Origin of the sequence: Pseudomonas sp. 7SR1 (genome assembly GCF_900156465.1) — a bacterium.
GTDB lineage: Bacteria > Pseudomonadota > Gammaproteobacteria > Pseudomonadales > Pseudomonadaceae > Aquipseudomonas.
Genome location: NZ_LT707064.1, coordinates 5917106 through 5937232 on the forward strand (window position 1 = coordinate 5917106; position 20127 = coordinate 5937232).

A 20127-nucleotide genomic window follows, 5' to 3' on the forward strand; every position below is an offset into this window, starting at 1 on the left:
GTGGCTTCAGAGGTATGAGGCGGGCCCGCTCGCCACAGTGTTGCAAGGAGCCCGCTTGTGTACGGCGCTCAGTCCGCTAACCACCCCCATAACCAATACTGCAGGTTGCTCCCACCGAGCATGAAGTCGCGATGCACCGCTTCGCGCAATTCATCGCCCATGCGGTAGCTGGCGTCCGGGTCGGCCAGGTGCATGCGGATTGCATCGATCCATTCCCGCGTGCTGTTGCTGCGTACCTTTGTACAAGGGAGGAAGCCCTCGTATGCCTTGGTATCGGTGCAGATGACCGGATAGCCGCAGGCACCGTATTCCAGCAAACGCAGGTTGCTCTTGCAGTCGTTGAAGATATGGAATTCCAGCGGGGCCAATGCCAGGTCAAGGTTCAGGCTGGCCAGCTTGAACGGATAATTGCTCAAGGCGACCGAGCCATGGAATTCATGAATGTAGGGACGCAGCGCATCCGGGCACATGCCGAAGAACACCCACTCCACTTCGTCGGCCAGTTCACGGACAACGTCTGCAATGATTTCCAGGTCGCCGCTGTGACTGGTGCCGCCTCCCCAACCCACCCGCGGTTTGGAGGACGTCGCGCGTCGGCTGGTCAAGCGCGCCCATGGCTCCGGTGGCAGCATATTGGGAACCACGCGGATTTCACGATGCATACTGGATAAGGCATCTGCCAGCGACTGGGTCGTCACCACTACACGATCGCACAGCGCAATCCCCTCGCGCAGCATCTGCTCGATATTGGCCGGTTTGTTGCGGGCGTGGGTATTTTTCTTTGGTGCGCTGACGACGTAGTCGTCGAGTTCGAAAATCCGCAGGGCGTTGGAGTATTTCTTCATCCGCAGGATGTCGCCGGCGGCCCCTTCGCTGTAGCGCCCCTGCAGCACGATGGTATCGGGCGACATACGCTCAATCTCAACGGTCGAAGGCGACTCGTAGGCCACACGGGCAATGACGCGACCGGCAGCCTCCAGCTCGGCCAGTGGAGCCGTGACGCGATAATGACCGACTGCGGTGGCATTGACTGGCAGGCCAAGGACCAGAGGCAACGCGCGGGTGCAGAACGGATTCCAGTTGTTGCGCAACGAAGGTTCCAGGCTGAAGCTGGACGCCCCCAGACTCAGGGACGGACTATAGGACGGGTCACGCGCAATCTGCGGCAACCATTTGCGATAAAAGACTTCGCGCTCACGCTCCAGCAATGCCGTTTCTTCGGACTGTTCCGTAGGCAAAGACAAGGCAACCTGGGTGACGCTGGCATAGGGCGTCCAGACCACCAGGTAACCCTCCTTGCCGGCACGCAAACACAAGTCCACATCGCTCAGGCCAAGGGTGAAGGTCAGATCGTCGAAGCGACCAAGCTCATCGAATGCCTGCTTGCGAATCATCAGGCAATCGCTGCTGACCGAACTCCAGTTCTGGGTGGTATGCAAACGCTGCATGTAACCGCGAGAAGATGCCGACTCACCATGAAAAGGCGCTCCCACTGGCCCGGACAACCCGAGAATCTGCCCGGCAGCGACAATCGTACCCTGTGGGCTGAGTATCCGTGCACCCACCACCGCCACCTCGGGACGCTGGGCATGATTGAGCAGTTCATCAAGCCAGTCAGCCTCAGTGATGACTATCTGGGGGCTGAGCAGCAGCAGGTATTCACCACGGGCCAGGCCGGCGGCAAAGTTACGCACCGCCGCGTCGTGATCATCCCCGGCGTGGCGCAGCACTCGCAGCATGCTCGCGCCCAACTGCGCCATGCTCGCCAACCAGTCGAGCATGGCCGGATCGCGGACGCCGCTGTCCACGATGAGAATTTCATAGTGCGCATACGCGGTACGCTCGATCAGGCTTTCGGTACAACGCTGCAATGCGCCCAGCGAATCACCGGTACGCACAATGATCGACACCAACGGACGTACACTGTGTCGGTAGTCGATGCGATTGATCACCGGAAGGAGATCCTGACGGATCTCGTGGGCCACCCCAATGCGTTCCAGGTGCGCACCAACCATCGCTGCGTTGTCCTGAACGACCTCGGGCCATGACAACCACTGGGCGAAACTCAACGTGGACTCCACCTGGATTTCGGCGATGTGCTCGATGGTGTGCGGGCCGGCCTCTTCCACCAGGCGCCAGAGCAGGTCCTGAGGTGCCAACTCGCCGCGAGCCGGATCGAAACCACCCAAGGCCATGAAACGTTCGCGGTCGAAAGCCAGGGTTCGCCCCACATAGGGATAGGCGCGCATCAGGTCCAGGTTGAAATCCGGCTTGAACACCGGTTCGAAGGATTCCCCGTCTACCAGGGCCCCTTCATCGCTGTAGATACAGCACACGCCGGGTTTTCCAGCAATGCGCTCGGCCATGATCAACAGTGTAGAATTTCGCAGAATGTCACCAGCCCGCAACAAGTAAAACCACTGGGAACCCTCCAACTGGGGCACGATGGCGTTGAGTTGCTGTGCCCAGTCGGACTGGAAGGGCAACTGCAATAAACGCTCATCGACCTCGCAACGAGCATCGGACAGCACTACCACGGCCTGGGCTGGATAAAGCTGGCCTGCGATACTGCGCAGTGTCGTCCCCAGCGCCACCTCATCGCCAATGCTATCAATGACGATGGGCACGATGTTCACACGTACCGGCCAACTGTCGATGCGTGCAGGCAAACCCTGCTGTTCCACCTTGCTGAACTGCCGGATCGCCAGCCATTCACGGTAAAACTCGGCGTAGCTTTCGCTCTGCGCCCCAACCCGGCCATTGACAACCGTGTTGCGGTTGCCCAGCACGCGAGTCACGCACAACTCCTGCCAGGCATGAGGCTGATCAGTGATCTTGTTCAGGTCGATACAGCGAACCCACCCCGAGGCAGGGGCCGCCTCACCATTACGGGCCACAAGCATCTGTGCCAGCCACTCCTCCTCCACTTTCGCGGCCTTGAGAATATGTGCAGTCTTGCTCAGACGCTCCGGGTACAGACGCTCCATGCTCAGTACCGTGTTCAATGTCACCAGGTTGCCGCGGCGCAACAGGCAGACGTACAGGGCGAAGTCGAGAATGGCGACAAATCCGTTTCCGTCCTGGATCAGCGCTGGCAACAACTCGAGCACATCGGCACGACGCATCAGCGATGAACTGAAATTACCAAGGAAGTTGGTGGGCGTACTCTCGAAGATCGCCAACATATCGTCGCCTTTGATCAACGCATCGTTCGGCGAAAAACGGCAATTGTCGACACGCGGCGGCAGGATGAAATTACCTGCGTCACACAATAATCGAAGGGCGAATACGACACTGACATCGGCATGCTCGATCAGCACCTGGGCTTGTCGCTCGATACTCGGTGCAAACAGCCGGTCATCATCGCACAACACCTTGATGAACTCGCCGCGAGCCTCCTCGACACAACGCAACAGGTTGCCCTGCAGCCCCAGGCGCTGGGGGTTCTTCAAGTAGCGGACAGGGTGAGCCGGCTCGGCGAAGGATTCGACGATGCGGCGAATTTCATCGTCAGACGAATCGTCACACACAACGATCTCGATGTGCTCGTACGTCTGGGCCAAAGCACTGAGCAGTGCCTGGTCAAAAAACCGAGGGTTGTATGCGGGGATGACGATGCTAACGAGGGGCAGTGACTTCACGGTTAGGACTCTCGAGCGGCGGGCCCCGACCTTTTCAGGCCAGAGCCCCGGAACCGCTTAGGAAAAAGACGGTTGGCGGCTCGATCGATACCGACTCAGATCTTGTTGAACAGACCCAACTGCGCGATCTTGCTGAACGCCAGTTGCGAGGCCTGAAGCATGGTTTGCTGCAAGGTCAGGCGGGTCATCACTTCGGCCGCGTCGGAATCACGGATCGACGATTGGGTCTGGGTATTGGCCGCGATCAGGCTCTTGTTGGTGTCGCTCTGGGTATCCAGCGCTGAACCACGCCCACCCACCGAACTCAAGGCGCTGGACAATTGGTCGGTGCCGCTCGCCAGGTTGCCGATACCGGAGGCCAGCGAGGCCTGCAGTTTTTGCAGCGCGATCGGGTCGCCATTGGTAGGCGTGTTCAAAGCATTCTTCAACTGGTTCACGGTATCCAGGATATTCTGGGTTTCGTGCGTGTTGACGGCGATGCTGAATTGATCGTCCGCGCCCGGCGTACCGTCGAGAGTAAAGCTCACTCCGGAAGCGGTGGCAACGTTACCGGCCAGGGTACCGCTGGACACCGGTTGGCTGTCAGCGGTCAACGGCGCGGCATAGAGATCGAAGTCGGTGGCGCTGGTGAATTTCAACACAGCCGAACCGGTAGGAAAGCTGGCGTGGTAGGCCACCGGGTCGGTGATTTCGCTGCCCGTGATCTGTACCGCGGTCGGGTTGCCGGGGCTGCGGGTCGCGGCGAACGTGTCCGGCTTGGCGGCCAGGGTAAAGGTATGCCCAGGCAACACGGCGCCGGGCGTATCGCCCGTCTGCAGATTGATGTTGAGGGTCAATTCGAGGCCGCGGAACATGATGGCCTGGCCTTTTTTGCTGTTGGGATCGAACGCGCCCCCCTGGCTGGCTTCGGCAGTGACATCGTTACCTCCCGAGTCGGTGATCCTGAGTTGGGTACCACTGGTGAATTCCACCGTGTACGGCTCACCGCTACGGAACTTGCTGTTGTAGCTGACACTGGATGACACCTGTCCGTTGGACAGCACCACACGACCGTCGTCCACCGCCGGCGCTGTCCGGGTGACCTGGCTGCGGCTGGTATTGATCGCCTGCTCGAACACTTCCCAGCCAGTACTGTTGGTGGCCATGGACATGGTGTCGCCAACAGGCAGGTCGAGGGTCACCTGATCGCCGTTATAGCTGTAGCTGCCATCGTTGTTGCGGGTGAACGGCACGACATCGCCCTTGGAACCGGCAAAGATGTACTTGCCGTTCTCGTCCTTGCTGTTCATCAGGCTGAGCAATTGCTCCTCGATCTGCGCCAGCTCCGACGCGTTGGCCTGGCGGTCGGCGTCGGTATAGCCCGCGTTACCGGCCCCCACGGCCAGCTCCTTGGCACGCTGCAACACGTTGCCGATGCTGTTCATGACCGCTTCGGTGGTGCCCAGGGTTGCCTTGATCGTGTTGGCGTTGGTTTCGTATTGGGACAGCATCGACGCCTGTGTGCCTAATTGCAGCAGCCGCGACGCCCCTACGGGATCATCGGCGGCGGTATTGACCCGCACCAGACTGCTGGCTTCTTCGCTGGTCTTGACTATTTTCGCGAAGTTTTTCTGGTAGTTCGCAGCCGTGCTTTCGTAAAACTGGGAGGTAGAGATGCGCATGGACTACGACTCCTTAAAGACTGTTGATCAATGTGCTGAAGATTTCCTGCGCCGCCTTGATGATCTGCGAGGACGCGGTGTAGTACTGCTGGAACTTGACCAGATTGCCGGTTTCTTCATCCAGGTCCACGCCCGAAAGCGAGTCGCGGGCGTTCTTGGCGTTGTTCAGGATCGCGCCGGTGGCGGCGCTGTCCAGCTTGCCCTGGGCGGCCTTGGCGCCGACCCCCTCTACCAGCTTGCCGTAGGCATCGTTCAGGGAGATTCCCTTGCTGGCCGAACCGGTGTCCACGGTCTTGGCTGTCTGAAGACCTGCCAGGGCGGTACCGTTACGGTTGTCCAGGCTGCCGGGCTGGCTGAGACTGATATCGATGCCGGCACCGTTGGATGGCGCACCGGCAATGGACATGTCGAACGTGACGGTACGCTGCACCGGCGGTACGGACGAATCCATGATCGGGTTGTCACTGGCGTCCTTGAGCGGAACGCTCAGGCTCAGGGTGTTGCTCTGGCCCGGCTTGATCGTACCGCTGCTGAGCGTACCGCCTTGGGCGTCGAGCAGCTGGTAGGCCTGGCTTGTGCCGTCGGCCGAAGTCGCACCGAACACCACCTTGACCGGCATGGAGTTCTTGATGCCGTTCTGGATGATGCTGGTGGTAGCTTCATCATAGATGTCCAGCTTGGTCGTCATGGTCGGCTGGCCGCTGGCCGGAATGGTCAGCGTGCCGCTGCCGCCCGGCGTAATGGCCGCGCCCAGCGGGGCCGCGATCGCCAGCCGCTTGGAGTCGGTCATCTCGGTCTTGATGCTGCCCGCCGCGTTGCGGGTCGGGGTGATCTTGAACGAATCGCCGGCCGCCGCGGTGCCGTTGGCAAAGGTCATCGAAAAACCGTCGATCACCGGCGGCGGCGTGGTCGTGGTGCTGAATGCCCCCATCGAAGTCCCGTCGGGCAAGCGCTGTACGATATATCCAGTGGCGCTGGTGAACGTCACTTTATAGTCGTTGGTGGTCAGCTTGCCGGTGTCTTCGATGGACACGTTGAAGTTGCCGGAACCTGCGCTGTTACTCAGCGCGGCGACGCTGCGCTGGCTCATCTGCGCAGTGCTGTTGATGTTGCTGAACAGGTTGGAGCCAAACGCACCGTTCTTGTCGATGCCCGAAGCCTGGATGGTATTCATCTGGTCGGCGACGACCAGTGCCACCCGGCCCAGCTCGTTCATGGCCGGATCCAGTACGGTGCTGCGATAGCGCATCAGGCCGCCGATTTCACCGCCGGTAATTACCTGGGTCAGGTCCATGACACTCGAGCCGCTGTTGAGCTGGATGCCCATGCGACCCGGGTCGTTCTTGTCCGGCACCGCCTCGAGTTTATTGGTGATATTGCCCATGACCAGTGGCTGGCCGGAGCCGAGGTAGATGTCCAGGCTGCTGCCGTTCTCGACGACCTGGGTGCCGGTGAACGTGGACAGTTGGCGAATGGTTTCGCTACGGGCATCGAGCAGATCGTTTGGCGCGCCGCCGGAGTTGGAGACTTCGGCGATTTTCTTGTTCAACTGGGCAACAGTGGTGGCCAGACTGTTGATCTGGTCGACCATGTTCGACAGGTTGCCGTTGATGTTCTCGTTCTGGGCGGTCAACTGGCTGGCAACCGAATTGAAACGGTTGCTCAAGGCCTGGGCATCGCTGAGCAGCAGTTGGCGGGACGCATCGTCCCCCGGCTTGGCGTTGACGTTCTGCACCGAGGCGAAGAACTTGGTCAGCGCACCGTTGAGGCCGGTACCGCTGTCCGACAGCAGGGAGTCCAGCGGAGTGATCTGCCCCTGGTAGGCCGCCGCATCGCTGTTGAGCGAGGTGGTGGTTTTCAACTGCGCTTCAAGATACGAGTTATATACCCGGCGCACATCGGCCAGGGTCGTGCCGGAACCAATGAACACGTTGCCGTACTGGTTCGACGCCTTGGTGGTCTGCACGGTCTGCTGACGCGAATACCCGGCGGTATCGACGTTGGCGATGTTGTTACCCGTGGTTACCAGTGCGGTCTGGCTTGCGGACAGACCCGACATCCCGATATTGAGCAAACTCATGGTTCAGACCTTATAAAGTCGTTGTGGCGCCAGCCGACGCGTAGTTTTGGTAACTCGTCATCTGCCGGGCTATGTTCGAAATCTTGCTGGCGTAGTTCGGATCGGTGGCGTAACCGGCCTTCTGCAACTCGCGTACAAACTGTTCCGGGTTATCGGCCGACTTCAGCACATCTTGATAGCGGCTGTTGCTTTGCAGCAGGTTGACCAGGTCATGGAAACTGTCGCGGTACGAGGCGTAGGAACGGAACTCGGCCGTCTCCTTGACCATCTCGCCATTGCGGAATTCGCTGGTGATCGCCCGGGCCGAATCGCCCGTCCAGTTCTTGCTGGCCTTGATGCCGAACAGGTTGTGGCTGCTGCTGCCATCGGGCTGGCGCATGACCGACTTGCCCCAACCGGTTTCCAGGGCAGCCTGGGCCACCAGGTAACGCGGATCGACACCGATGCGGTCTGCCGCTTCCTTGGCCATCGGCAACATGGCGTTGACGAACTCGTCGGCATCGCGGAAAGCCTTGCGCGCCGGCGCCAGTGGCGGCTGGGCCACGGCGCGGCCGTAAATCTGCATGTCGCCCTTGGACTCGGCGGCCTTGAGCGTCGCCAACCAGTCGCCATTGGCCAATTCGCCAGAGGCAGGCTTGACGCCGGTAACGGCGCGGTCCGGCAGGATGTTCATCGCGGGGGCATCGGCATTGACCTTGCCATTGGCCACAGCCGAAGGCACCAGCCCGGCCAACAGTCGGTCGGCCAGTTTCGGCGGCAAGGCCAGGCGACGCTGATTGAGCAGCTCCATGTCGTTGCGGTGACCACCCTCGCCCGCTTCCTGCGGTGCCCTCACGGCCCGCGAAGCCCACAGCGGACGTTGGCCGCTGGTGCGCGAAAGAGGGCCGTCGGACAAGGTTCCGGCAGCCACAGGCGTGGGCACCGGTGCCTTGGCAACCTGGTCCTGCGCCTCTTGCTGCTTGGCGGCCGACAACGTGGCCGCCTCGCCCGATGCCAGGGGCTTGTTCTTGGACATCTGACGCAGCAACACATCCGCCAGGCCGATGCCTCCGCCCTCACGAGACATGGAAACGGCCAACTGCTGGTCGTACATTTCCTGGTACTGCTTGGCCTCGGGCGTGTTCATAGGGTTGTCCTTGCCCAGCACCTCGGTGGCCGAACGCATGGACTTGAGCATCTCGCCGATGAACAGCGACTCGAACTCCTGCGCCACCTTGCGCAGGTTACCGTCGCTGTTCTTGTCGCCGACCTTGAGCTGATTCAGGCGATTGAGGTCCGAGTAGGAAGCCGAATCCCCGCTGATCAAGGCGCCTTTGCGCATATCCATGGCTCGTTCCTTAAATCACGATCAGGTCGGCTTGCAACGCGCCGGCCTGCTTCAAGGCTTCGAGAATCGCCATCAGGTCGCCCGGTGCCGCGCCGACCTGGTTCACCGCCCGGACGATTTCATCCAGGGTCGCGCCCGGGCCGAACTTGAACATCGGCTTGGCTTCCTGCTCGGCGTTGACCCGCGAGCGGGGAACCACGGCGGTCTGGCCGTTGGACAACGGCCCCGGCTGGCTGACGATCGGGTCTTCGGTGATGGTCACCGTCAGGCTGCCGTGAGTCACCGCCGCTGGCGACACCTTGACGTTCTGGCCGATCACGATGGTACCGGTGCGCGAGTTGATGATGACCTTCGCCACCGCCTGGCCCGGATCGACTTCCAGGTTTTCCAGGATCGACAGGTAGTCGACCCGCTGGCTCGGGTCCAGGGGCGCAGTGACGCGGATCGAACCGCCGTCGATAGCCTGGGCCACGCCTGGGCCGAGCATGTCGTTGATCTTGTCGACGATGCGCTTGGCGGTGGTGAAGTCGGAACGGTTGAGGTTCAGCGTCAGGCTGTTGCCCTGGTTGAAACCGCTCGGCACCGCACGCTCCACCGACGCACCGCCAGGGATGCGACCTGCCGACGGAACGTTGACGGTGATCTTCGAACCATCGCGCCCTTCGGCATCGAAACCACCCACCACCAGGTTGCCCTGCGCAATGGCGTAGACGTTGCCGTCGATCCCCTTGAGCGGCGTCAGCAGCAAGGTGCCACCACGCAGGCTCTTGGAGTTACCGATGGAGGAAACGGTGATATCCACTTGCTGACCGGGCTTGGCGAACGCCGGCAGATCGGCGCTGACCGAGACCGCCGCGACGTTCTTCAACTGCACGTTGCCCGAACCCGCCGGCACCTTGATGCCGAACTGCGACAGCATGTTGTTGAAGGTCTGCAAGGTGAACGGCGTCTGGGTGGTCTGGTCACCCGTGCCGTTCAACCCCACGACCAGGCCGTAGCCGATCAACTGGTTGGAACGCACGCCGGAGATGCTGGCGATATCCTTCAGGCGCTCGGCTTGAACGCTGAAGGCCGCCGACATGACCAGGACACCGAGCAACAGCTGTTTAAGATTCAACTTGACCACCTAGAAAGGGAACTTGGGGCTGAGGAAGAAACGGTCGAACCAGCCCGGCTGACTCGCATCGGCAAACGCACCGGTACCCGAGTACGTAATGCGCGCATCGGCCACACGAGTCGACGAAACGGTGTTGTCGGTCGCGATGTCATCCGCACGGACCATACCCGCGATACGCACCAGTTCGTCACCAGTGTTGAGGGTCAGCCACTTCTCGCCCCGCACGACGATGATGCCGTTGGGCAGCACATCGGCGACGGTCACGGTGATCGAACCGGTCAGGCTATTGCTCTGCCCGGACTTGCTGTCACCCTTGGTGGCCCGGTCGGCGCCATAGCCGGCGTTGAGGCTCAGGTCATTGCTGCCGATCGGGTTGTTGGTGGTCAGGCTGGAACCGAACAGCGAGGTAAGGCCGACGCTGGTCTCGCTGGTCTTGTCGATCTGCGAGTTGGCGTTCTTGCTGGCCTGGGTCCGCTCGTTCAGGGTGATGGTGATGATGTCACCGACCCGGAAGGCCTTGCGGTCGCTGTACAGGTTCTGTTCGAAGCCGGCCTGGTAGATCGAGCCGTTATTGGCGGCGGCCGGCAACGGCGTGCGCGGCAACACCGGAGCGTAGTACGGGTCATTGGGCTTGGGCGTAGGCGCGACGCAGCCCGCGAGCGCGGTGATCCCACTCAGTGCCAGTACAGATACAAAGCGATTCATGACCCTACCTCTAGGTGTTGCAGGCGACCCAGGGTCGCCCTGACGTGATTACAGATTCTGTGTAACGAACGAGAGCATCTGGTCGGCGGTGGAGATCACCTTGGAGTTCATCTCGTAGGCGCGCTGGGTGGTGATCATGTTGACCATCTCCTCAACGGTGCTCACGTTGGACGTTTCCAGGGTGTTCTGCAGCGTGGTGCCGAAACCGTTCAACCCCGGCGTGCCGACTTGCGGCGCACCGCTGGCGGCGGTTTCCAGGAACAGGTTGTTGCCCACCGCTTGCAGGCCGGCCGGGTTGATGAAGTCGGCGGTCTGCAGGTTGCCGATCACCTGGGCGGCCGGGTTGCCCGCCACAGTGATGGACACGGTGCCGTCACGGCCCACGGTGAAGGTCTGGGCATCGTTCGGGATGATGATGGCCGGCTCCAGGGCGAAACCGCTGGCGTTGACGATCTGGCCATTGGAATCGAGGTGGAACGTACCGTCACGGGTATAGGACGTGGTGCCGTCCGGTTGCAGGATCTGGAAGAAGCCGCGACCGTCGATAGCCATGTCCAGCGGCTGCTCGGTGGTCTGCAGGCTGCCGGCGTTGAAGTTCTTCTGGGTGCCGACGATGCGCACACCCGTACCCACTTGCAGGCCCGACGGGAGTTCGCTGTCCTGGGTCGACTGGGCACCTGGCTGGCGCTTGACCTGATACAGCAGGTCCTGGAATTCGGCGCGATCACGCTTGAAGCCCGTGGTCGACACGTTCGCCAGGTTGTTGGAAATGGTGGAAAGGTTGGTGTCCTGGGCGGACAGACCGGTTTTGGCAACCCATAGAGCCGGAAGCATTCGATTCTCCTCGTACGCCTGTTTTTCGGCGCGACGCTGTAGTTAATGGTTAGATCTGCAAGACCCGAGCCATGGCCTCGTCGCCTTCTTTGGCGGTGTTCATCATTTTCACGTGGAGCTCGAATTGCTTGGCCAGGGCCAGCACCGACGTCATCTCATCCACGGCATTGACGTTGCTCGCTTCCTGGAAGCCCGACACCAGTTGCACGTTGGCATCGATGGGCGCCGGCTGGCCGTCCTTGGTACGGATCGTGCCGTCCAGGCCCTTGGTCATGTTCTTGGGGTCCGGGTTGACCAGCTTGATGCGGTCGACCTCAGCCATCACGCGCGGGCCTTCGCCCATGGCGCGGATGCTGATGGTGCCGTCCTGGCCGATCTCGATCTTCTGCTCCGGCGGCACGGCGATCGGACCGCCGTTGCCCATGACCGGCATGCCGTTGCCGGCCCGCAGCACGCCCAGGGCGTCAACGTTCAGGCTGCCGGTGCGCACATAGCTTTCGCCCCCGTCGGGGTTCTGCACGGCCATCCAGCCCGGCCCGCTGACAGCCACGTCCAGGTCGCGACCGGTTTCAACCAGTGCACCCGGCGTGAAGTCCGTGGCTGGACGTTCGGACATGGCGAATGCCCGCGCCGGAAAGCTGTCGCCGAACACGGGCATCGAACGTGCCTGCTCTAGGTCTTTCTGGAAGCCGTTGGTGGAGATGTTCGCCAGGTTGTTGGCATGGGCCCGTTGCGCCAGCGCATTCTGGCTGGCGCCGGTCATTGCCACATAAAGGTACTTGTCCACTTTCGTTCCTCTGCATGCCGGACGTTTGCCGTCCACTGCTGTGTTGCACAGCCTCAAGCAATTTGCAGACCAACTTTTTTCTGGCGGCTCGCGGCCCGGCAAACAAAGGACTTGCAGGTTTTTGCGGGAAAGACGGGAATGTATCGAAGACGAAAAACCGGCGGTGTCATGCCGCTGGATGGCAAAGGATTACCGTGGAGCAGACTCGCAAATGCCTGTGGCGAGGGATTTATCCCCTCGTCACAAATAACGGATTACCTCCCAGGCTCTTTACCCACCTCATACTCACGCAACTTATTGGCAATGGTGGTGTGGGAAACCCCTAGTCGCTTGCCCAGTTGGCGGCTGCTGGGGTGCTCGGAGTACAAGCGCTCCAGCACCGCCTTCTCGAAACGCCCGACGATCTCGTCCAACCCGCCCTCGAGTGAGAAATCACCAAGGGGCTGGCGCACGCCGTAGTCCGGCAGGCGAATATGCTCGGCCTTGACGGTACCGCCATCGCACAGGGAAACGGCCTGAAACAGTACGTTTTCCAGTTGCCGGACGTTGCCAGGCCAGTGGTAATGGCTCAGACGGTCCATCGCCGCCGGAGCCAGCCTGGGCAGCGGGCAGCCGATCTGGCGGCTGGCCTGGTCGAGAAAATGCTCCACCAGTGGCCTCAGGCCATCGAGGCATTCGCGCAACGGCGGGATGTGCAGGGACAGCACGTTCAAGCGGTGGTACAGGTCCTGGCGGAATTCTCCCCGGGCACAGAGCTCGGACAAATCCACCTGGGTCGCGCAGATGACCCTGACGTCCAGGTACACCTCCTCATCGCTGCCGACGCGCCGGAAGCAACCGTCCTGCAGGAACCGCAGCAGCTTCACCTGCAGGCGCGGGCTCATTTCCCCGACGCCGTCGAGGAACAGCGTGCCTCCGGCGGTCAGTTCCAACAGGCCGAGCTTGCCTTCGGCACGGGCGCCTTCGAAGGCGCCGGGGCCGTAGCCGAACAGTTCGGTCTCGGCCATGGATTCCGGCAACCCGGCGCAATTGAGCGCCATGAGGGGGGATTGACCCCGGGGACTGGCCAGGTGGCAGGCGCGAGCCAGCAGCTCTTTGCCGGTGCCGGTCTCGCCTTCTATCAACAGCGGCGCATCCAGCGGCGCCATCCGCCGGGCCTCGCGGACCACCGCCGCCATCACCTTCGAGCTCTGGAAAATACTGTCGAAGCCACGCAGCTCCTGCTTGCGCACGTTATAGATCCGTTCGCCGACCCGGTCGGCCCGATGCAGCGTCAACACCGCGCCGGCCATGGCCTCGCTGTCGTCGTGCTCCGATTGCAGCGGGGCGATGTCGGCCAGGAACACGTCCCCCTTGACCTTGACCCGCAACCCATTGATCCGCGACTGGTTGGCGCGCACCAGTTCCGGCAGGTCGAAATCCTCGGCGTAGCGCGACAGTGGAATCCCCGGCACCTCGTCCACCCGCACTCCAAGCAGTTGCGCCGCTGCCCGGTTCGCCGCGACGATGGAACCGCCCATGTCGATGGACAGCACCGGAAACTCCAGGGCGCCAAGCAAGGCATTGAGTTCCATGTGCCGACGCTCGCTTGGCATCAGCCCTACGCGCTTGACCCCGAACACCCCGGCGATGCCTTCGAATTTCGGGCGCAACGCCTGGAACTGGATATTGATCAGGTTGGGGCAGTGCAGGTAAATCGCATTGCCATGCTCGCCCCCCACTTCGCCCCGGGCAACGTTGATGCCGTACTCCACCAACAGATTGAGAATGTCCCGCAGGATGCCGATGCGGTTCTGGCAATGGACTTTGATGCGCATGAGAAGGCCTGGTGCGTTAGGAATCGATAGGGACAAGGCCCGCAAAGCGCTGCCGCGTCGCCCGGTGGAGCAAGCCCACCAGTGTTTTTGTCTGGAGGCGCAAATAACCGTCAAGATTATGTGACAGCTGTAGGCCTTTTCCTAGCTGAAAATCTCCAGAGAATCGAAGGCCAGCAAAAAACGTCACGAAAATTTTACAGAACGAGGACAGCTATCATTGATTGGCGCGCTTGCACCTGCTGCACGATCCCCTGCTTGGGGTTATCTCTAATGCATCGCTGGACATAAAAATAAACAGCCTTTCTCCGGTTCGAAAAAACCAGAGGAAAAACAGCAGGAGAGCAGCATGAAGCAAACGCAATACGTGGCCCGCGAGCCCGATGCGCAAGGTTTTATCCACTACCCCGCCGAAGAACACGCGGTGTGGAATACGCTGATCACCCGCCAGCTGAAAGTCATCGAAGGCCGTGCGTGCCAGGAATACCTGGACGGCATCGACAAACTCGGCCTGCCCCACGACCGCATTCCGCAGTTGGGGGAAATCAACAAAGTGCTGGGCGAGACCACGGGCTGGCAAGTCGCCCGGGTGCCGGCGCTGATCCCTTTCCAGACCTTCTTTGAATTGCTCGCCAGCAAGCAGTTTCCGGTGGCCACTTTCATCCGTACCCGTGAAGAACTGGACTACCTGCAAGAGCCGGACATCTTCCACGAGATCTTCGGCCACTGCCCGCTGCTGACCAACCCCTGGTTTGCCGAATTCACCCACACCTACGGCAAGCTCGGCCTGCAGGCCTCCAAGGAAGAGCGTGTCTACCTGGCGCGCCTGTACTGGATGACCATCGAGTTCGGCCTGGTGGAAACGCCTCAAGGCCGGCGCATCTACGGCGGCGGCATCCTGTCATCGCCCAAGGAAACCGTGTATTGCCTCTCGGACGAGCCGGAGCACCAGCCCTTCGACCCGCTGGAAGCCATGCGCACGCCATATCGCATCGACATCCTGCAGCCGGTGTATTTCGTGCTGCCCGAACTCAAGCGCCTGTTCGACCTGGCCCACGAAGACATCATGGGCATGGTCAAGCGCGGCCGGGAACTGGGCCTGCACGCACCGAAATTTCCACCGAAAGCCGCGTGACCCGCGATTTTCGATCTCAATTGAGTCTGTTGCACGGCACGGCTTTGTTTTAGCGTGGGTGCATCGACGCTTTCAACTATTCGATCCAGGAACACACCATGAACACTCTGAACCAAGCCCATTGCGAAGCCTGCCGCGCCGACGCCCCACAAGTCAGCGACGAAGAACTGCCGGTCCTGATCAAGCAGATCCCGGACTGGAACATCGAAGTGCGCGACGGCGTGATGCAGCTGGAAAAAGTCTTCCTGTTCAAGAACTTCAAGCATGCCCTGGCGTTCACCAACGCCGTCGGCGAAATCTCCGAAGCCGAAGGCCATCACCCGGGCCTGCTCACCGAGTGGGGCAAGGTCACCGTGACCTGGTGGAGCCATTCCATCAAGGGCCTGCACCGCAACGACTTCATCATGGCCGCCCGCACCGATGACGTGGCCAAGACCGCCGAGGGCCGCAAGTAATGCACTTCGATGCCATCGGCCGGGTGCCCGGTGACCCGATCCTCGGCCTGATGGAGGCCTACGGTGCGGACAGCAACCCGAACAAGTTCGACCTGGGCGTAGGGGTCTACAAGGACGCCCAGGGCCTGACGCCGATCCTTGCGTCCGTGAAGCTGGCCGAGCAGCGGCTGGTGGAACGCCAAGCCACCAAGACCTACATCGGTGGCCATGGCGACGCCACTTTCGGCCAATTGGTCAGTGAACTGGTGCTGGGGGCCGACTCGCCGCTGGTCATGGACAAACGCGCCGGCGTCACCCAGACCCCGGGGGGCACCGGTGCGCTGCGCCTGAGCGCCGATTTCATTGCCCAATGCCTGCCGGGCCGTGGTGTCTGGCTGAGCAACCCGACCTGGCCGATCCACGAAACCATCTTCGCCGCGGCAGGGGTCAAGACCCGCCTCTACCCTTACGTGGGCGCCGACAACCGTCTGGATTTCGAGGCGATGCTGGCCACCCTGGGCCAGGCACCGAAGGGCGATGTGGTGCTGCTGCATGCCTGCTGCCACAACCCCACCGGCTTCGACCTGTCCCATGAGCAATGGCGCCAGGTCCTGGACGTGGTACGCAGCCGCGATCTGCTGCCCTTGATCGACTTTGCCTACCAAGGTTTCGGTGATGGACTGGAGCAAGACGCCTGGGCGGTCCGGCTGTTTGCCCAGGCCTTGCCCGAAGTGTTGATCACCAGTTCCTGCTCGAAAAACTTCGGCCTGTACAGGGACCGTACCGGCGCGTTGATCGTCTGTGCGGCGGATGGCGAGAAGCTGCAGGATATTCGCAGCCAACTGGCCAACATCGCCCGCAACCTGTGGTCGACGCCACCGGACCATGGCGCGGCGGTGGTGGCGACGATCCTGGGTGACGCGCACCTCAAGAGCCTGTGGACAGACGAAGTGCAGGTCATGCGTCTGCGCATCGCGCAGCTACGCAGCGGCCTGCTGGAGGCCTTGGAGCCTCACGGCCTGCGCGAACGCTTCGCCCACATCGGCGTGCAACGCGGGATGTTTTCCTACACCGGCTTGAACCCGGAACAGGTCAGGCACCTGCGAGAGCGACACAGTGTCTACATGGTCGGTACAGGACGGGCCAACGTGGCAGGCATCGATGCCACGCGCCTGGATCTGCTGGCCCAGGCCATTGCCGACGCCTGCCGATAATCGCAGCGCATTCGTGGCGAGGGGGCCTGCCCTTCGCCACGATGACCCAGCCGAACGGATGCGGCGGTGCGATATGGCGTTTACTGGCCGGTCCACTCGCGAACGAATTCGCTGATGTCTTCCTTGGGCGCCGTACGCGCTTCCTTCTGCGGCGTGCCCAGGTAGAGGAAACCGATCACTTCTTCCCCCACTTCCAGGCCAAGCCCCTCGGCCACGTGGGGCGAATAGGCCAGATCTCCCGTACGCCATACGCCACCGACGCCCTGGGCGTAGGCCGCCAGCAGGATTGCATGGGCCGCGCAGCCGGCCGCCAGCAATTGCTCGGACTTGGGGATCTTGAAATGGTCTTGCAGACGAGCGATCACCACCACGACCAGGGGCGCACGCAGCGGGCCATTGAGGGCCTTTTCCACAACGGCCTCAGCCACCAGCGGGTCATTGAAACGCGCCGCTTCGGCCAGCAGTTCGCCCATGCGATAACGCGCTTGCCCTTCGACCGTCAGAAAACGCCATGGCCGCAACTGGCCATGATCCGGCGCGCGCATCGCGGCGGCGAACATGACCTCCCGCTGCTCGGGCGTAGGCGCCGGGTCAATCAGGCGTGGAACGGAAACACGGTTGAGCAAAGCGTCGAGAGCCTGCATCGGCCACCTCCCTGGAAAAATGTCCGGCTATTCTAGTGGCTGTACGGCGAGTCCGTCAGCGCAAATTCGAATACCGGCTCCCAGGCCGCACCCGCCAGGCCCGGATGGCGGTTTACATGCCATTCGCCGCAGGTAGAATGGCGCCCTTCCCTTTCAGCCCGAGCGGACTCCATGGCGTTGCCGACCCTGCGAATCATTGGTTTCATCATCGGCATCTTCCTGATCACCCTGGCGATCTTCATGGTCGTGCCCATGGCCACGTTGCTGGTTTTCGAGCGCACGGGCGACCTGCCGTCGTTTCTCTGGTCGAGCATGATCACCTTCGTCGCCGGCCTGGCCCTGGTGCTCCCGGGACGTCCCGAGCATGTGCATCTGCGGCCCCGGGACATGTACCTGCTGACCGTCAGCAGTTGGCTGGTGGTGTGCATTTTCGCAGCGCTGCCATTCCTGCTGACCCAGCACATCAGCTACACGGATTCGTTTTTCGAAAGCATGTCGGGAATCACCGCCACCGGCGCCACGGTCCTGAGCGGCCTGGACAACATGTCCCCCGGCATCCTGATGTGGCGCTCGCTGCTGCACTGGCTCGGCGGGATCGGCTTCATCGGCATGGCCGTGGCGATCCTGCCGCTGCTGCGCATCGGTGGCATGCGGCTGTTCCAGACCGAATCGTCGGACCGCTCGGAAAAGGTCATGCCGCGCTCCCACATGGTGGCGCGGTTGATCGTGGCCTCCTATGTCGGTATCACCATTTTCGGCACGCTGGCGCTCTGGTGGGCCGGGATGAGCCCGTTCGATGCCATCAACCATTCGATGTCGGCGATCTCGACCGGCGGTTTTTCCACCTCCGACCTGTCCCTGGCCAAATGGAGCCAGCCGGCGGTGCATTGGGTCGCCATCGTCATCATGATCCTCGGCAGCCTGCCGTTCGCCCTGTATGTCTCGATGCTGCGCGGCCATCGCCGGGCGCTGATCAAGGACCAGCAGGTCCAGGGCCTGATCGGCGTGCTGCTGGTGACCTGGCTGGTACTGGGCACCTGGTACTGGGCGACCACCGACCTGCATTGGCTGGACGCGTTGCGGCACGTGGCCCTGAACGTGACGTCGATCGTCACCACCACCGGTTTCGCCCTGGGCGACTACAGCCTGTGGGGCAACTTCTCCCTGATGCTGTTTTTCTACCTCGGCTTCGTCGGCGGCTGCTCGGGCTCGACGGCCGGCGGGATCAAGATCTTCCGTTTCCAGGTCGCCTACATCCTGCTCAGGGCCAACCTCACGCAACTGATCCATCCGCGCGCGGTGATCAAGCAGAAATACAACGGCCACCGCCTCGACGAGGAAATCGTGCGCTCGATCCTCACGTTCTCGTTCTTCTTCGCCATCACCATCTGCGTCATCGCCCTGCTGCTGTCGCTGCTGGGCGTGGAGTGGATGACCGCGCTGACCGGCGCGGCCAGTACGGTATCCGGCGTCGGCCCGGGGCTGGGGGAAACCATCGGGCCGGCCGGCAACTTCGCGCCGCTGCCGGACGCTGCCAAGTGGATCCTGTCGGCGGGCATGCTCCTGGGCCGGCTGGAAATCATCACAGTGTTCGTGCTGTGTATCCCGGCGTTCTGGCGTCACTGACCGGTTTGGCCGCCCGTGCCGCCCGGTACTCGCCGGGCGTCGTGTCGAACCAGCGGCGAAAGGCGCGGAAAAAATTGCTCGGATCGGCAAACCCCAGCAGATAGGCGATTTCCAGCAAGGTCATGTCCGGCTGCGTCAGGTACTGCTCGGCCAGCTCGCGGCGGGTGTCATCCAGCAGATGCTGGAAGCTGGTACCCTCTTCCTGCAGGCGTCGCTGCAAGGTGCGTTGAGACAGGTGCAATGCCTGCGCCACCACGTCACGCTTGGGTTCGCCCTGGGGCAGCAGCCGGCAAAGAGCCTGGCGCGCCTTGTGAGTCACGCGGCTTTCCGAAAAACGCGCCAGGTATTCGCCGGCGAAACGGTCATGCAGCAACGCCATGGCCTCGTTGGCCGTCGGCAGCGGTGCCTCCATGTCTGCCCGTTCGAAGATCAGCGCATCGTAGGGCGCATTGAACATCAGCGGCGCGGGGAAAGCCTGGTGGTAGGGCGTCGGATCAAGGGGCTCAGGGCCCTGGAACAACACTTTCACCGGATGCAGGGTGCGTCCGGTCAGCCAGTTGCACAGGCTCAACGCGCAGGCCAGGGATGCCTCGGTACTTTGCCGGGTGGGAGGCAGGTGGTCGCCGTGCACCGTCAGGACCAGCCCGTAATGGCCCTCAATCTGGCGGATGCTGGCCTCGGCGCTTTCGGCGATGATCCGCTGATAGCGCACCAACCGCTGGAAACCTTCGAGCAATGTGCGGCTGGACATCAGGGCATAACCCACAACATGGAACGACGCCGGGCGCACGATCTTGCCCATGTTCAAACCGATGGCCGGATTGCCCGACAGCTCCACCGCCAATTGCCAGAGCCGCGTCATGGAGTCCTGGGGGAAACGGGCATCCGGATCGTCCAGCGCTTCGAAGTCCAGCCCCAACTGCCCGAACATCGCGCGACAATCCAGGCCGTCCATCTCCAGCGCCTTGACAATCCCCATCGCCCAACTTGAAGAAGTCGTTCGTTCGCTCATGACATTTACTTGCATGACGAGCCGCGCGTTGCGGCCGGATTTGCGAAGGATACTAAAGTGGCGCCCATTGTCACTGTCCGTCGATGACAAGGGCTC

At 61.8% G+C, this 20127-nt stretch carries 15 protein-coding genes; 4 read left to right on the plus strand and 11 right to left on the minus strand.

From position 1 onward, the window contains the following. Positions 1-68: 68 nt before the first annotated feature. From BW992_RS26015 to BW992_RS26055, 9 genes are all read right to left on the minus strand, one after another. The gene (locus BW992_RS26015) at positions 69-3641 is read right to left on the minus strand and encodes a glycosyltransferase (RefSeq protein ID WP_076407275.1); all 3573 of its coding nucleotides are present in this window, start codon (positions 3639-3641) and stop codon (positions 69-71) included. A 95-nt stretch (positions 3642-3736) separates the two neighbouring features. Beyond that, positions 3737-5302, minus strand: a complete 1566-nt coding sequence (locus BW992_RS26020) for a flagellar hook-associated protein 3 (protein WP_072389546.1) — start codon at positions 5300-5302, stop codon at positions 3737-3739. A 13-nt stretch (positions 5303-5315) separates the two neighbouring features. Next, the gene (flgK, locus tag BW992_RS26025; protein ID WP_076407276.1) at positions 5316-7382 is read right to left on the minus strand and encodes a flagellar hook-associated protein FlgK; all 2067 of its coding nucleotides are present in this window, start codon (positions 7380-7382) and stop codon (positions 5316-5318) included. Positions 7383-7392: 10 nt separating this feature from the next. After that, positions 7393-8709 (minus strand): flagellar assembly peptidoglycan hydrolase FlgJ, encoded by a 1317-nt coding sequence (gene flgJ, locus BW992_RS26030; protein WP_072389551.1) that lies wholly within the window; start codon positions 8707-8709, stop codon positions 7393-7395. A 10-nt stretch (positions 8710-8719) separates the two neighbouring features. Further along, entirely contained in the window at positions 8720-9790 is a 1071-nt protein-coding gene (locus BW992_RS26035) for a flagellar basal body P-ring protein FlgI (RefSeq protein ID WP_168199562.1), read from the minus strand. Positions 9791-9835: 45 nt separating this feature from the next. Further along, positions 9836-10531, minus strand: coding sequence for a flagellar basal body L-ring protein FlgH (gene flgH / locus BW992_RS26040; RefSeq protein WP_072389553.1), 696 nt, complete (start codon positions 10529-10531; stop codon positions 9836-9838). A gap of 48 nt (positions 10532-10579) precedes the next feature. Beyond that, positions 10580-11365: a flagellar basal-body rod protein FlgG gene (gene flgG / locus BW992_RS26045; RefSeq protein ID WP_053154880.1), complete on the minus strand. Its 786-nt coding sequence runs from the start codon at positions 11363-11365 to the stop codon at positions 10580-10582. 49 nt (positions 11366-11414) lie between these two features. Further along, positions 11415-12152: a flagellar basal body rod protein FlgF gene (locus BW992_RS26050; protein WP_072389555.1), complete on the minus strand. Its 738-nt coding sequence runs from the start codon at positions 12150-12152 to the stop codon at positions 11415-11417. A 254-nt stretch (positions 12153-12406) separates the two neighbouring features. Then, positions 12407-13969 (minus strand): sigma-54-dependent transcriptional regulator, encoded by a 1563-nt coding sequence (locus tag BW992_RS26055; RefSeq protein ID WP_072389557.1) that lies wholly within the window; start codon positions 13967-13969, stop codon positions 12407-12409. Positions 13970-14315: 346 nt separating this feature from the next. Between BW992_RS26055 and phhA the strand changes: the two genes are divergently transcribed. The 3 genes from phhA to BW992_RS26070 all read left to right on the plus strand — a co-directional run bounded on the left by phhA (position 14316) and on the right by BW992_RS26070 (position 16749). Then, complete coding sequence (gene phhA, locus BW992_RS26060) at positions 14316-15101, plus strand: phenylalanine 4-monooxygenase (RefSeq protein ID WP_053154874.1); 786 nt, start codon at positions 14316-14318, stop codon at positions 15099-15101. Positions 15102-15199: 98 nt separating this feature from the next. Beyond that, entirely contained in the window at positions 15200-15556 is a 357-nt protein-coding gene (locus BW992_RS26065) for a 4a-hydroxytetrahydrobiopterin dehydratase (protein WP_003184087.1), read from the plus strand. Then, positions 15556-16749 carry an amino acid aminotransferase gene (locus BW992_RS26070; RefSeq protein WP_072389561.1) on the plus strand — a complete coding sequence of 398 codons (1194 nt, stop codon included), beginning with the start codon at positions 15556-15558 and terminating at the stop codon, positions 16747-16749. Before BW992_RS26065 ends, BW992_RS26070 begins: the two co-directional genes overlap by 1 nt. 80 nt (positions 16750-16829) lie before the next feature. Here BW992_RS26070 and BW992_RS26075 read toward each other — a convergent pair whose 3' ends face one another. Then, positions 16830-17393, minus strand: a complete 564-nt coding sequence (locus BW992_RS26075; protein ID WP_072389563.1) for an NAD(P)H nitroreductase — start codon at positions 17391-17393, stop codon at positions 16830-16832. A gap of 171 nt (positions 17394-17564) precedes the next feature. On the opposite strand from BW992_RS26075, the gene BW992_RS26080 reads away from it, so the two are divergent. Next, the gene (locus BW992_RS26080) at positions 17565-19019 is read left to right on the plus strand and encodes a TrkH family potassium uptake protein (RefSeq protein ID WP_072389565.1); all 1455 of its coding nucleotides are present in this window, start codon (positions 17565-17567) and stop codon (positions 19017-19019) included. Here the strand turns inward: BW992_RS26080 and BW992_RS26085 are convergent. Beyond that, a complete protein-coding gene (locus tag BW992_RS26085) occupies positions 18976-20031 on the minus strand; it encodes an AraC family transcriptional regulator (protein WP_072389567.1) in 1056 nt (351 codons plus the stop codon). The genes BW992_RS26080 and BW992_RS26085 overlap by 44 nt on opposite strands. Between the last annotated feature and the right edge of the window lie 96 nt (positions 20032-20127).

Bases quoted from the DNA above. Each gene is read 5' to 3' on its own strand.
- BW992_RS26020 (WP_072389546.1), bottom strand. From the start codon at position 5,302: ATGCGCATCTCTACCTCCCAGTTTTACGAAAGCACGGCTGCGAACTAC.
- flgK (WP_076407276.1), bottom strand. From the start codon at position 7,382: ATGAGTTTGCTCAATATCGGGATGTCGGGTCTGTCCGCAAGCCAGACC.
- flgJ (WP_072389551.1), bottom strand. From the start codon at position 8,709: ATGGATATGCGCAAAGGCGCCTTGATCAGCGGGGATTCGGCTTCCTAC.
- BW992_RS26035 (WP_168199562.1), bottom strand. From the start codon at position 9,790: ATGTCGGCGGCCTTCAGCGTTCAAGCCGAGCGCCTGAAGGATATCGCC.
- flgH (WP_072389553.1), bottom strand. From the start codon at position 10,531: ATGAATCGCTTTGTATCTGTACTGGCACTGAGTGGGATCACCGCGCTC.
- flgG (WP_053154880.1), bottom strand. From the start codon at position 11,365: ATGCTTCCGGCTCTATGGGTTGCCAAAACCGGTCTGTCCGCCCAGGAC.
- BW992_RS26055 (WP_072389557.1), bottom strand. From the start codon at position 13,969: ATGCGCATCAAAGTCCATTGCCAGAACCGCATCGGCATCCTGCGGGAC.
- phhA (WP_053154874.1), top strand. From the start codon at position 14,316: ATGAAGCAAACGCAATACGTGGCCCGCGAGCCCGATGCGCAAGGTTTT.
- BW992_RS26065 (WP_003184087.1), top strand. From the start codon at position 15,200: ATGAACACTCTGAACCAAGCCCATTGCGAAGCCTGCCGCGCCGACGCC.
- BW992_RS26070 (WP_072389561.1), top strand. From the start codon at position 15,556: ATGCACTTCGATGCCATCGGCCGGGTGCCCGGTGACCCGATCCTCGGC.
- BW992_RS26075 (WP_072389563.1), bottom strand. From the start codon at position 17,393: ATGCAGGCTCTCGACGCTTTGCTCAACCGTGTTTCCGTTCCACGCCTG.
- BW992_RS26080 (WP_072389565.1), top strand. From the start codon at position 17,565: ATGGCGTTGCCGACCCTGCGAATCATTGGTTTCATCATCGGCATCTTC.
- BW992_RS26085 (WP_072389567.1), bottom strand. From the start codon at position 20,031: ATGAGCGAACGAACGACTTCTTCAAGTTGGGCGATGGGGATTGTCAAG.